Origin of the sequence: Vibrio penaeicida (assembly GCF_002933855.1) — a bacterium.
In the GTDB taxonomy this organism is placed as follows: Bacteria; Pseudomonadota; Gammaproteobacteria; order Enterobacterales; family Vibrionaceae; genus Vibrio; species Vibrio penaeicida_A.
Window position 1 is genome coordinate 35,457 of sequence record NZ_BFAQ01000004.1, and the last position, 12,696, is coordinate 48,152.

Genomic DNA, 12,696 nt, shown 5'->3' on the forward strand with positions numbered 1-12,696 from the left:
TGAGAGCAACAAACTCTAAGAGCAAGTCTGCTTATAAGGTTTTAGCTTATCCCAATCAAACTCTACACCAGTGCCAGCGTTGGACGGCGCGACGGCCAAATGGTTTTCAACCACGAGGGGGCGTTTGGTGTATTGATCAATAGGAAAACTGTGTACTTCCAACCAACCGTGCCTGCTTTGGGAAGAAACTAGGCTAACGTGTAACTCCTGCATTCCATGCGAACACACGACGACATGGTTATTTTTGCTTAATTCTGCCGCACGTAGCCAACCTGTTATACCGCCGCAATTGGACGCGTCCGGTTGAACATACGAAAGTTTCGAGTGCTCTATTGCGTGCTCGAACTCATGAATAATGTGTAGGTTTTCTCCCATGGCTACAGGGATTCCAGTTTGTTCATATATAGTGGCATAACCACTGTAATGGTCGGGAATGATAGGTTCTTCAAACCAAGTAATATCATAAGGTTTGATTTGATGAGCAAAAGAAATGGCATCGCTCAGTGTTAGGCTATAGTTAGCGTCCACCATAAAGTGCACATCGGGTCCGATAAGATCGCGCACCGCTTTTACTCGCTCCACATCTTCTGATAAATCATCTCTTCCGACTTTAATTTTTACCGCGTTGAAGCCCATTTCAAGATAGCCGCGGATATTGTTGAGTAGCTTCTCCTGACTAAAAAGCAGATCTATTCCGCCGCAATAGGCCTGACATCGATCACTGCTTCCACCTGCCATTTTCCAAAGTGGCTGATTTAATTGCTTTCCCTTGAGATCCCAAAGCGCAATATCAATTGAAGAAATAGCAAAAGATGCAATTCCTCCGCGACCGACATAATGCACATGCCACTGCATTTCATCGTATAGCTTATCGATGTTTGATGCGTTTTTTCCTATTAGAAAGGGTGAGAGGTCTTCGTTTAACATAGCCAGAATAGCATGTCCGCCAACGCCCCCCGTGTACGTGTATCCCGTCCCCTGTTCGCCATTTTCTAGCGTAATGGTTGAAGTGACCAATTGGAAATGCGTGTGTACACCATGCATCGCGTCAGCCAGAGGTTCTGATAGAGGAACGTTAAAAAGCTGATGGTGTATAGATGCGATTTTCATGTTTGCTCCTTGAACTTTGTTCCCACTTCCTTTCGCTTTGTTAAAGCGGGGAACATTCATGCATTCATTCGTATGCATACTTAATTTTGGTATTACCATATATTGTTATCGTTGTGATAATTGTGACCAAATGATTGGTTTAGTCGCATAATAGGCATGCGGAGACTAATTTTGCTTCGAAAAAATTAATTTTGGTTCATTATTCGTGATTGAGATCGGCTTTTGGTTTGTTTTAGACCCTTTCAAATACGTTTTTGTGATTCGCATCTCTTTTTATGGTTAGTCCAAACGTGTAGTTTGTAACCAGCAAAGACAAACTATTCAAATGGAGATGCCCGAACATGACGTTCAAATGTGATTCCCAAACCACCTACTCGCGTGATGAACTGCAACCTCGCATTGTTCATATTGGGTGTGGTGCGTTTCATCGCGGGCACCAAGCAGTTTACAACGATATATGCAACGAACTGAGTCAGGAAGCGCTGTGGGGAATAGCGGAAGTGAGCTTGAGAGGCAGCACATCGATTGCAAAAGACCTCACTGATCAAGAGTTTGAATTCTGTGTTTTAGAAACGAATGCAGTAGGAAGCGAGACGCGACTGGTTCGCACCGTAATAGGAGCGACAGATATTGCACATGAAGGTCTTGGCAAAGTTCTGCGTTGGTTTGGTCATGATGATCTGAGAATCGTATCGTTGACCATTACTGAAAAGGGCTACTGTGTCGACCCATTAACTGGTCGGTTGGATTTGCATCACCCCGATATTGCACACGACCTTTCCCATTTTGACGCACCCAAGTCTGCGATAGGGTTAATTGCTTTGGCGTTAAAGCTTCGCTACACCCAAGGGTTAGCGGGGGTAAGTGTGCTTTCATGCGATAACATGCCTGAAAACGGTCTGGTGTTAAAAGCGGCGGTTATGGACTTCTTGTATGAAATGGACCCATTGCTCGCAAGCTGGGCGAAAGAACACGTGAGCTTCCCTTCCACAATGGTGGACAGAATCGTCCCTGCCATGACACATGAATCAAAAGAACAGTTGCAACAAAGTGTCGGCAAGCAAGATAAGTGTGGCGTCATCGGTGAATCTTTCCGACAGTGGGTGATTGAAGACAACTTTGTTTCTGGGCGACCAGACTGGGATAAAGCCGGCGCTAACTTGGTTGAAGATGTTATTCCATTTGAAGAAATGAAGCTTCGGTTATTGAATGGTAGCCATACCTTTATGGCGATTATCGGCTCATTGATGGATATAGAATCTGTAAGCCAAGGCATAGCGAATCCTAAACTAAAATCGGCAGTATCTCTTTTGATGAATGTTCAGAAGCGCTCCTTGAATCCCGAACTTAACATAGATATCAACGAGTACACTCAAGCGCTTATCACGCGTTTCGAAAACCCCAATATCGTGCATTTGCTCAGCCAGATCGCAATGGACAGCAGCCAGAAAATTCCCGTTCGTATCATTCAACCCATGCGTCTTCTTCAAGAACAAGGAGAGCCGGTAGACACGCATATTTTCTTGCTGTCAGCGTGGGTTCGATTTGTGGAGCAATTTTTCCAAGACGGTTTTAGCGATCCTAAATCGGAAAACCTAGCGACGTTACTGGTTCTAAGAGACCAGCATGAGCCTAAAGTTTGGTGCAGAAATGTACTTGTCGCATCGGGGTTTTTTAATCGCGACGACGTTTTGTTAACACAATTGCTCCCTGCCATCAGTGATGGGTATACCCAAATTAAAACGCAGGGAATGGAAGATGCGCTGACTGCATTACTTTCAAATTCATCCAATCTCTCCAACGCTTTAAACGTTGAATAGAACTCTAGAATTGCAAAGGATTCAAATGAAAACTCTAATTTGTAATGCCCCTCACGATATGGAATACATCGAACGAGATATGCCCAAACAAGGCGCTAACGAAGCTTTAATTAAATTGAAAGCCGCTGGCATTTGCGGTACGGACATTCACGCTTATACCGGGAACCAACCTTTCTTTTCTTATCCACGAGTGCTAGGACATGAATTGTGTGGTGTGGTTGTGGACGTCGGTGAAGACTGCACCAATCTGACTATTGGTGAGCGAGTGTCGGTTATTCCTTGTGTCGCCTGCGGTTCATGCAGTGCCTGTGCAGACGGTAAAACCAATTGTTGCGAAAATGTCTCGTTATACGGTGTTCACCAAGATGGCGGCTTCTGCGAATACCTTGCAGTATTGGAAAGCAATCTAGTGAAAGTGAGCGACAAAATTTCTGATTCTACCGCAGCGCTCACCGAATGTTTTGCAATTGGCGCACACGCTGTTCGACGTGCACAACTGGCAAGTCGAGAGAATGTTCTTGTCGTTGGAGCGGGTCCTATAGGAATAGGCACTTCGGCAATTGCGAAAGCACAAGGGGCGAAGGTAGCGGTTGCGGATGTGAGTGAAAGCCGCCGCAAATATGTAGAGGAGTCGCTAGGTGTGAAAGCGCTCGACCCATTATCTCCGGACTTTTATGACGACCTAAAAGCATGTTTTTCTGGCGAGTTAGCCAGCGTGGTGATGGATGCGACAGGCAACAAGGCATCGATGACCAATTCCGTAAATTTGATTCGCCATGGCGGCAAGTTGGTGTTTATCGGCCTTTATATTGGCGATTTACAAATTGATGACCCAACTTTCCATAAGAAAGAAACCACGTTGATCAGCAGTAGAAACGCCACTAGAGAAGATTTTGAAACAGTCATGTCTCTATTTGATAGCGGTAAACTGAAAGAAGAAATGATGGTAAATCAGGAGTTTGATTTTTACACCTTTGGTGAAGATTACGCTTCCGTAGTTGCGAGTAACCCAACCCTGATCAAAGGCGTAGTGAAGTACTAAATCGCCCAACCGAAACAAGGACGTGAGATAACAATGATTAAAATAGCCCCTGAAACCCTACATCAACTGGCATACCAAAGACTGACAGAAGCCGGTCTATCAGAAAAAGAAGCCAGCAAAGTGAGCGATGTACTCGTACATGCCGACATTCGAGGCGTGCACTCCCACGGCGTAATGCGTGTAGAACATTATTGCAAGCGTATTGCAGAGGGTGGAATGAATATTCGCCCAAACTACCAAATCGACACTATCTCTCCTTCCGTTGCTGTGCTGGATTCTGATGACGGAATGGGTCATACCGCATTAATCGATGCGACCGATCTTGCTATTAAGCTTGCGCATGAAACGGGGCTTGGTTTTGTTTCCATAAAAAATACCAGCCATTGTGGCGCATTGTCTTACTTTGCAAAACAAGCCACAGATGCAGGGAAAATCTGTATTTGCATGACTCAAACGGATACGTGTGTTGCTCCTTATGGTGGCGCAAAACCTTTCTTTGGAACCAACCCTATTGCATTTGGGTTTCCGGTCGAAAACGGTGAACCTGTAATTGTAGACATGGCAACCAGTGCAACCGCATATGGGAAGCTGCTACACGCAAAAGAAACGGGTAATAGCATTAGCCTCGGGCTTGCCATTGATGAGGATGGTAACGAAACCACAGATCCTCATAAGGCAAAAACGCTGCTGCCCTTTGGTGGTCACAAAGGCTTCGGTATCGCGCTCGCGATAGATGCGCTTACCGGAGTGTTAATGGGAGCTAATTACAGCAACCACATTGTTCGTATGTATGACGACTATAACAAGATGCGCAAATTGGCGAGCTTGGTCATTGTGATCGATCCCGCCAAGTTTGGAGGACATTCCTTTGCAGGCATGATGGCGGCAATGGTCCAAGAACTACATGAAGCGCCAACCGCACCAGGTGTAGACAAAATCCTTGCACCTAATGAGCCTCAGGTAGCTTATCAGAAACGATGCGAGCAGGAAGGCATTCCAGTGCCTGCTAGTGTCTATGATTACTTAAGTCAGAATAAGTAAACAGGGTGCATAACAATGGAATTGAGCCGTAAATTATTCCGTTTTAGTGTCGACGCGATGTCGATGATAACGCTAGTCGCGATGGTGACATTGGTGTTTGCCAACGTTGTATTGCGTTATGTTTTTGATTCTGGTCTAGCTTGGTCGGAAGAAGTGTCACGTATTACGTTTGTTTGGTTGGTGTTTTTAGGCATTGTTATCGCCTATCAAGAAAACGAGCATCTTGCCGTGGATATTTTGGCTTCTCGCTTAAAAGGGCGAGCAGCAAAAGTCGTGGGTTTCATTCGTATACTGGTGTCTGTGCTTATCTTACTCGCTTGCGCAATAGGTGGTGTGAAACTGATGGTACTGACTCAAAATCAAGGTTTGCCTTCCACCGGATTACCCACTTCTATTATCTACCTAGCTGGTGTTATCTCTTGTGTGGCTTGCAGTTTGATATTGGTGTTTGTTCGTAAACGCAATAACCAAGAAGGGGAAAGCGCATGATTTGGCTATTCTTAGTTCCCTTGTTTGGTTTGTTGTTCAGTGGCGTCCCTGTCGCTATCGCATTGCTTGGTTCTGCTGCCGTATTGTTGTTTGTGGTGGGTTTGTACGATCACCAAACCATGGCGGAGTATTTCATTAATGGCGCGAACAACTTCGCTTTGATGGCAATCCCATTCTTTATTCTGACTGGTGAGATCATGAAGCAAGGGGGCGTCTCTCAACGAATCGTTGATTTTGCTATCTCCCTTGTTGGTCACATAAAAGGTGGACTGGGATATGTGGTGATCATATCTGGGCTTATCTTTGCTGGGTTGTCTGGATCTGCTGTTGCTGATACCGCAGCATTGGGCGCTATATTGATTCCCATGATGATGTCTAAAGGTTACACCGCAAAATCTTCAACTGGTCTTGTGTGTGCCGTTGGTATTGTCGCTCTGGCCATTCCACCTTCAATCCCCATGATCATTTTTGGTGTGATTGGTGGCGTTTCTATCACCAAGCTATTTATTGGTGGTGCGCCAGTCGGGATATTGATGGCACTTGGGTTGTCTGCTATGTGGGCTTACTTGTACCGAGATTCCGATATTTTGGTGTTTGATCGCAAACCATGGTCTGAGCGCTGGAACAAGTTCAAAGATGCGTTTTGGGCTCTGCTTTTGCCTGTGATCATCATTGTTGGATTACGAGGCGGTATTTTTACGCCGACGGAAGCTGGTGTTATAGCTGCCATTTATGCTGGCGTTATATCTCTGTTTTATCGTGAATTAAAATTGAGCAAGCTGCCCGAGATTTTTCGGTCAACAGTAAAAACGACTGGCATCGTTATGTTTGTCGCTTCTGCTGCAATGGTATCGGGCTATGCGATTACCGTTGCTCAGATCCCTGCAGAGTTGATTCAACTGCTGAAAAGTGTGTCGGATAACGGCACCGTAGTGTTGCTCACAATTATGTTGTTCTTGTTGGTTGTCGGGTGCGTGATGGATCTCGTGCCTGCCATCCTCATTTTTGCCCCGGTTTTGCTGCCAGTGGTTAAATCCTTCGGGATTGATCCTGTGTATTTCGGGGTGCTCATGGTCATCAACTTAAGTATTGGGTTGATTACGCCACCAATTGGAACGGTACTTTATGTTGGTTCAAGTATTTCCAAGATAAAAATGGGTGAATTGACACGGGGAATCTTACCTTTCCTCGCTGTTCATATTGCCATCTTGTTCTTATTGGTACTCGTGCCAGAAATCGTAACACTGCCTATCCAATGGATTGGTTGATAAGGAAATTATAATGAAACAAATGAAAACTCTGATGATAACCCCTTTATTGTTGGTCAGTGCAGCTTCGCACGCCGCTCTGTTTGGATCGGACAAGACCATTAAAATTGGTCATTACTTTGCGGAGTCTCATCCCCAACACATTGCCCTAAAACAATTTGAAAAAGAAGTGGAAGAAAAAACCAATGGCGACATTGATGTGAAAATCTTCCCTAACGCCCAATTAGGTTCAGAAGAACAACTGATTAATGGCATGAGAAATGGTACGATTGAAGTGGCGTTATTTGGCTCATTAATGCAAAACCTAGACCCTAAATTAGGGTTTACTGAAACCCCATTTCTTATTCGTAATTACGACCACGCTCGAAAGGTATTGGACTCTGACGTGGGTGCTGAAATTGCAGAAGTATTTGAAGAGTACGGTGTAAAACACTTGGCGTATTCGGTTTCTGGATTTCGCGTCATTTCATCCAACAAGAAAATTGAAAAACCGGAAGATTACGGCGGTTTGCGCATGCGAGTGCCTAACGTTGCCATGTTCTTAGAAATGGCTGGGTTACTTGGGGTTAACGGGCAAGCTATGGCGTTTACTGAAGTATTTACGGCATTGGAACAAGGTGTGGTTGATGCACAAGAAAACCCAATGAGCCTTATCAAAGCTCAGGGTTTTTATGAAGTGCAAAAGTACATCATTGAAACCAATCATATGTTCACATCGCTCAATCTAGGGATCAATAAAGCGTTTTATGAAGACCTAACGGAAGAGCAACAAAAAATCGTTTCTGATGCCGCAAGCAAATACAGCACGAACTCTTGGAGCGCGGTAGTAAAAGACAACGACCAAACCAAAGCGTTTTTTGTTGAACAAGGTGTTGAGGTTGTTACCCCTAGCGATGAGTTAGTGAAATGGAACCAAGACGCAATGAAACCGCTTTATCAAAACATGTTTAAAAGACACCCGTGGGCGGAGGATATGACTAAGCGAATTCGAGCGCAGTAAACAAGCGCCGTTTAGGCAATGTAACGTTTAGATATTGTACCGCTTAGATAATGTAAAAGGACACTGAGCGCCCAAATAGGGAACGCGAAGCCAATGAAGGCTTCGCTTATGGCAAGGAGAATGGAATGAACGCCGTTGTACGAACCATCATGGAAAAGAACATCATATTTGTCACTATTGCGTGCTGTATCGTGTTCTATTTGATCAGCCCACGCTTTATGAGTTTCGACAATATGTCGGCAATATCGCGGCAAATTGTACCTATTGGCTTGATTGCGTTAGGGCAGTTTTTTGTGGTGGTCTCAGGGAACATTGATTTGTCTCTTGGGATGGGGTCCGTTCTGTTCTCCATTGTGCTTGGTGTTCTTTTTGGGTTAACCGGAGGTGTAGAGTGGGGCATTGTGACCGTTGTAGTTTGCTCGGTTGCGATGGGATTAGCAAACGGATTACTTGTTTCTCGCCTTAAGCTCCCAGCCTTTATTGTCACACTTTCTACCCTTTTTATCGCGACAGGTCTGTCGGGGTTAATTATTCCCAGAGGTCAGATGATCTTTTTGGTAGGCGACTTCTTCCGCTTTGTAGGGGCAGAGAAGTTCGCCGGTTTTTACATCTCGTTTCTATTCTTGGTCGTGCTTTATGTTATTGCGTACGTTGTATACAACCACACTAGAATCGGCGCGTACATCATCGCCATAGGTAACAATGAAGACAACGCGAAACTGTCAGGTATCAATGTGGATGCCGTCAAAGTGGGCGTGTTTACCTTTGCTGGATTATGCAGTGGGTTTGCAGGCTTAGTGCTGTCTACCCGAATGGGGTTTGTACAACCCGGGTTGGATGGAAACGGCATCCTTATGGATGGTATCGCCGCCATCATCATTGGTGGCACCCTCATTTTAGGAGGGCGAGGCACCATAGGAGGCGCTTTTTGGGGCGTACTCTTTATCGGTGTGATTAACAACAGTTTAAATCTTTTGAATGTAGAAGACGTTTGGCACTTGGTGTTCAAAGGCACCGTCATCATCGCGGCACTCGCGATGAACTGGCTACTTTGGCAATCACGCCAGTCTTCTAGCTACTAACTCAAACGGAGCCCAATAGTTTGATTAAACACGAATAGTTTTGAAAGGGCGCAGTGAGACCCTTTCCCGATCAGTCAGGCGACCGATTTTTACAGGCTAAGCCATATAACTGCCGCTGATCACTAACGACAATAAGGAGATTGTCATGCTCAACACTGTGAAGAAGTTAAAACGTGCGGCGGCAGTTGCACTCGTGTCTGTTGGCTTGCTTTCGCCAGCTTATGCAGACGATGGTTTGGATATTGTGTTCATCAATGATGGTCACGTAGCCCCCTATCATGTGGCTTGGTTATCTGGTTTTGAAGATGCCATAAAAGCATACGATAAAGCGTTTGGCGATGTATCTGGTCGATGGTTAAGTGCGGAAGGTAGCCTTGAAAAAATGCTGCTCCAAGTTGAAACCACCATCAATGAAAAACCTGATGTTATGTTCGTTAATGCCATTAACGTGGACGCCGTTGAACCTTTGGTGAAAAAGGCACAAGAATCGGGCATTACTTGGGTGGCAGTTCATAGTCCGATGGACTCGGCGGATTACAGTTTTACACTTGGCGATGTGACCAACGGCTACAATCAAGGGCGAGCTCTTGGCGCGCTACTTGAAGGTGACGTAACGGTTGCTATTATGCTCGGTCAAGCGGGTAACCCATCGGGCGAAGCGCGCCGAGAAGGTATTCTCAAGGGATTGAGTCACCACTCGAACGTTAAAGTCGTTGCCGAACAACCAGCGGATTGGGATACCATAAAAGCGCAAAGTATTGCGGAAAACTGGTACACCAAGTATCCGAAGCTGGATGCCATTTCTGTTGTAACGGACGGATACCTATACCCTTCTCTTGCTATTGCTCAAAACCGTGGCGTCAATAACATCACGTTTTGGGGCTATGATGGCGACATCCCTATCCTTCAACAAATGAAAGCCAAAAACTCCCCTGTTAAAGCCGATATATTGCTTAGCGGAACACGTGAGGGCTGGAACTTTGTTCAAATGGCGTATCGAATTCACAAAGGCGAGAAAATCGAGAAAGTTTACGATTTTTATACGCCATTAGTGATGACAAAAGCCAACCATGAAAAAGCTCTGAAAAATGGATTTCCAAAAGACATCGTTGTTTACGATGTGGAAAAAGCGTTGGAAGTTGCGCAGTTTGGGTATCTGGAATTTGGACCTGACTCTGTGAAGTAATGTGTGTGGCTGTCAGGCGATCTGGCAGCCCTCTTTTACATTCAGAGTATTGATTTAGGTGATGAAGGATGGAAAAAACGGTAACGAAAGCGCCTGCTGCATCGGCGACGATAGGCTCTAAAACCACCAACAATAATGGAAACGCGTTCAAAACCCGTTACATATTATTGATTGGGTTGATTGTCATTACAGCCATTGGGTTCAGCATTGCGAACGAAAACTTTTACTCACTCGCTAACATAGGGATTTTGCTTCGAAGTATTGCGGTACTTTTCTTGGTGAGTATGGCGATGACATACATCATGCTCACGGCGGGTATCGATCTTTCTGTCGGATCCAATGTCGCCTTTTCCGGTGGCGTAGGGGTGATAGTGCTGACCACAACAGGCATTCCCTTATTGGGGTTCATTGCTGCTATCGTTGCGGGTGTTGCGATCGGTTTTATCAACGGGTTTTTCGTCGGAAAGCTCAAGTTGAGTGCATTTATGATCACCTTGGCGACCATGGCTCTTGCCAGAGGGCTGGCGTTGGTGATTTATGATGCCGATTCTATTGATGTCACGGATTCCGTCTTTCTTTGGCTGGGCGGCACGTCTTATGGTTCCTTCCCAGTGGTGATTGTGTTTGTTGCCCTCGTGTATTTTGCGCTCTCTACGTTACTGTATCGAACGGCATATGGACGAGACGTGTACGCTGTTGGCAGCAATGAGGATACGGCTTACGTCAACGGCAGAAGACCGCAACGAACCATCATGTCTGTTTATATGTTGGGTGGCTTAATGGCTGGGTTGGCGGCGATCGTCACTGTCGGGCGCGTTTCATCGGGTCAACCATGGGCTGGTCTCTATCTGGAGTTTGATGCCATAACCGCAGTCGTACTTGGAGGCACCAGTTTATTTGGAGGCCGAGGACGTTTATTTGGCACCATTCTAGGCGTACTACTCTACGGGATTATCGTTAACGGGTTGATTTTGACGAATACAAATCCGTATCTGCAGAGTGTTATAAAAGGCTCTATTTTGCTGGGTGTCGTCTTGATAGACACATTGAGCCAACGCCGACATAACGCGAAAGCATAGCGAGTATTTCAATGGATGAAGAAAAGCTTTTAGACAGAAAAGGAATGGCAGCATGAAAAGCGAAAAACGGCTCGAAATGAACAACATCTGTAAGCGTTTTTTTGAGACAAAAGCGCTGGATGCCGTCGATTTTACTTGTCAGTCGGGTGAGGTTCACGCATTGGTTGGGCTAAATGGGGCCGGAAAATCGACGCTAACCAAAGTCTTAGGGGGCGTTTATTCTGCTGATGAAGGGGAAATCTTATTGAATGGTTCGCCTATTCGAATTGAAAAGCCTTCGGATGCGAACTCACATGGCATCAGTACCATCCACCAAGAATACTCCCTTATTAATGAGTTAACGGTGTTTGGGAATATATTCCTTGGGCGAGAAATTCACTATTCAGGTACGCCCTTTCTCAATAAAAAAGAGATGATTCGCCGAGTCCAAGCCCAATTGGACTTGTTTGGGCTAACGATAGACCCAGCGGCACCTGTGCATTCTTTGAATTCGGGTGAAAAACAGATTGTAGAAATCATTCGATCCATCATGACCGACAGTTGGTTAATTGTGATGGATGAGCCGACGTCTGCGTTATCTGAAGAGGACAAATTAAAGCTGTTTGAATTTGTGGAAAAGATGACACAACAAAACATCAGCATTATTTACATCTCTCACCACATGCCTGAAATCTTCGGTTTGGCTGATCGAGTCACAGTGATGCGCGACGGCAAAATTGTGCTGAGCGACAAAGTGGTTGATACCTCTGAAAACAATGTTATTCGAGCGATGACAGGAGACGATTTGGATGATTTCGTTAAACCTGAAAAACGCGTCGGCGACGAAGTGCTGCTATCGCTAAAGAATGCATCAAAAGCGGGTAGCTTTGAAGGCGTATCTTTTGATGTGCGCTGCGGCGAAATTGTGGTTATGACAGGTTTAAGGGGGTGTGGTGCCCCCGATGTTGCTAAAGCCATATTTGGTTTGGATAAGCACTACACTGGCGACATCTTCTATCAAGGCGAGCGTCTAAAGCGTGGGCAAGGTCCGGATGTCTCAGTGAATATCGGGATGGGTTTTGTCTCTGAGAACCGCGACAAAAATGGCATTCTTCCCTCCCTTTCAGTGGAAGCTAACATTGTGTTGCCATTTATTCATAAACGCACAAAAAGCGGTCTCATCCAACAACATGATGTGGAAGAAGTGGTTTCAAACGCCATTCTAGAAACCGGCACAAAAACAGAATCACCGGCCCAAGAGATCCAATTTTTAAGTGGCGGAAATAAGCAAAAAATCTGCTTTTCTCGCTGGCTAGATAAAGACTTAAAGCTTCTGATTTTGCTTGAGCCGACCCGTGGAATTGATGTTCATGCTAAAGCAGACATCTACAGAATCATCGAAGATTTGGCGAGTCGGGGTGTCGCCATATTGGTGCTTTCTTATGAAATTGATGAAGTCATCATGCTAGCGGATAGAGTGCTGACAATGTACGAAGGCAGAACGGTTACGGAGTATGGTCTGCAAGATATGGATAAAGAACAAATGCTGGCAGATATGGCGGGTGTGAAGTCAGCCAGCTAAAGAGTGCGCGGTGGACGT

11 protein-coding genes are annotated in these 12,696 nt (G+C 45.4%); 10 read left to right on the top strand and 1 reads right to left on the bottom strand.

Features of this window, described 5'->3' with window-relative positions; translation table 11 throughout:
* Positions 1-15 precede the first annotated feature (15 nt).
* Entirely contained in the window at positions 16-1,110 is a 1,095-nt protein-coding gene (locus VPNCDNU1_RS00460; protein WP_104398554.1) for a mandelate racemase/muconate lactonizing enzyme family protein, read from the bottom strand.
* A gap of 341 nt (positions 1,111-1,451) precedes the next feature.
* Between VPNCDNU1_RS00460 and VPNCDNU1_RS00465 the strand changes: the two genes are divergently transcribed.
* The 10 genes from VPNCDNU1_RS00465 to VPNCDNU1_RS00510 all read left to right on the top strand — a co-directional run bounded on the left by VPNCDNU1_RS00465 (position 1,452) and on the right by VPNCDNU1_RS00510 (position 12,678).
* Positions 1,452-2,930: a mannitol dehydrogenase family protein gene (locus VPNCDNU1_RS00465; RefSeq protein ID WP_104398530.1), complete on the top strand. Its 1,479-nt coding sequence runs from the start codon at positions 1,452-1,454 to the stop codon at positions 2,928-2,930.
* Between the two features lie 25 nt (positions 2,931-2,955).
* Complete coding sequence (locus VPNCDNU1_RS00470) at positions 2,956-3,972, top strand: zinc-binding alcohol dehydrogenase family protein (protein WP_104398531.1); 1,017 nt, start codon at positions 2,956-2,958, stop codon at positions 3,970-3,972.
* Between the two features lie 33 nt (positions 3,973-4,005).
* Positions 4,006-5,013, top strand: a complete 1,008-nt coding sequence (locus VPNCDNU1_RS00475; RefSeq protein WP_104398532.1) for an Ldh family oxidoreductase — start codon at positions 4,006-4,008, stop codon at positions 5,011-5,013.
* A 15-nt stretch (positions 5,014-5,028) separates the two neighbouring features.
* The gene (locus tag VPNCDNU1_RS00480) at positions 5,029-5,502 is read left to right on the top strand and encodes a TRAP transporter small permease (RefSeq protein ID WP_104398533.1); all 474 of its coding nucleotides are present in this window, start codon (positions 5,029-5,031) and stop codon (positions 5,500-5,502) included.
* The gene (locus tag VPNCDNU1_RS00485; RefSeq protein ID WP_104398534.1) at positions 5,499-6,770 is read left to right on the top strand and encodes a TRAP transporter large permease; all 1,272 of its coding nucleotides are present in this window, start codon (positions 5,499-5,501) and stop codon (positions 6,768-6,770) included. The genes VPNCDNU1_RS00480 and VPNCDNU1_RS00485 overlap by 4 nt, the downstream gene beginning before the upstream one ends.
* 13 nt (positions 6,771-6,783) lie before the next feature.
* Positions 6,784-7,770: a TRAP transporter substrate-binding protein gene (locus VPNCDNU1_RS00490; protein WP_104398535.1), complete on the top strand. Its 987-nt coding sequence runs from the start codon at positions 6,784-6,786 to the stop codon at positions 7,768-7,770.
* A 125-nt stretch (positions 7,771-7,895) separates the two neighbouring features.
* On the top strand, positions 7,896-8,852 hold the full coding sequence (locus VPNCDNU1_RS00495; RefSeq protein ID WP_104398536.1) for an ABC transporter permease: 957 nt from the start codon (positions 7,896-7,898) through the stop codon (positions 8,850-8,852).
* 145 nt (positions 8,853-8,997) lie between these two features.
* The gene (locus VPNCDNU1_RS00500; RefSeq protein WP_104398537.1) at positions 8,998-10,038 is read left to right on the top strand and encodes a sugar ABC transporter substrate-binding protein; all 1,041 of its coding nucleotides are present in this window, start codon (positions 8,998-9,000) and stop codon (positions 10,036-10,038) included.
* Positions 10,039-10,106: 68 nt separating this feature from the next.
* On the top strand, positions 10,107-11,117 hold the full coding sequence (locus VPNCDNU1_RS00505) for an ABC transporter permease (protein WP_104398538.1): 1,011 nt from the start codon (positions 10,107-10,109) through the stop codon (positions 11,115-11,117).
* A 52-nt stretch (positions 11,118-11,169) separates the two neighbouring features.
* Positions 11,170-12,678, top strand: a complete 1,509-nt coding sequence (locus VPNCDNU1_RS00510) for a sugar ABC transporter ATP-binding protein (protein ID WP_104398539.1) — start codon at positions 11,170-11,172, stop codon at positions 12,676-12,678.
* The last annotated feature ends 18 nt before the right edge of the window (positions 12,679-12,696 follow it).

What these genes read in the sequence shown, in the direction of transcription:
- VPNCDNU1_RS00480 (WP_104398533.1), top strand. Translation starts at nt 5,029, where the DNA reads ATGGAATTGAGCCGTAAATTATTCCGTTTTAGTGTCGACGCGATGTCG.
- VPNCDNU1_RS00460 (WP_104398554.1), bottom strand. Translation starts at nt 1,110, where the DNA reads ATGAAAATCGCATCTATACACCATCAGCTTTTTAACGTTCCTCTATCA.
- VPNCDNU1_RS00485 (WP_104398534.1), top strand. Translation starts at nt 5,499, where the DNA reads ATGATTTGGCTATTCTTAGTTCCCTTGTTTGGTTTGTTGTTCAGTGGC.
- VPNCDNU1_RS00475 (WP_104398532.1), top strand. Translation starts at nt 4,006, where the DNA reads ATGATTAAAATAGCCCCTGAAACCCTACATCAACTGGCATACCAAAGA.
- VPNCDNU1_RS00510 (WP_104398539.1), top strand. Translation starts at nt 11,170, where the DNA reads ATGAAAAGCGAAAAACGGCTCGAAATGAACAACATCTGTAAGCGTTTT.
- VPNCDNU1_RS00465 (WP_104398530.1), top strand. Translation starts at nt 1,452, where the DNA reads ATGACGTTCAAATGTGATTCCCAAACCACCTACTCGCGTGATGAACTG.
- VPNCDNU1_RS00470 (WP_104398531.1), top strand. Translation starts at nt 2,956, where the DNA reads ATGAAAACTCTAATTTGTAATGCCCCTCACGATATGGAATACATCGAA.
- VPNCDNU1_RS00500 (WP_104398537.1), top strand. Translation starts at nt 8,998, where the DNA reads ATGCTCAACACTGTGAAGAAGTTAAAACGTGCGGCGGCAGTTGCACTC.
- VPNCDNU1_RS00490 (WP_104398535.1), top strand. Translation starts at nt 6,784, where the DNA reads ATGAAACAAATGAAAACTCTGATGATAACCCCTTTATTGTTGGTCAGT.
- VPNCDNU1_RS00505 (WP_104398538.1), top strand. Translation starts at nt 10,107, where the DNA reads ATGGAAAAAACGGTAACGAAAGCGCCTGCTGCATCGGCGACGATAGGC.
- VPNCDNU1_RS00495 (WP_104398536.1), top strand. Translation starts at nt 7,896, where the DNA reads ATGAACGCCGTTGTACGAACCATCATGGAAAAGAACATCATATTTGTC.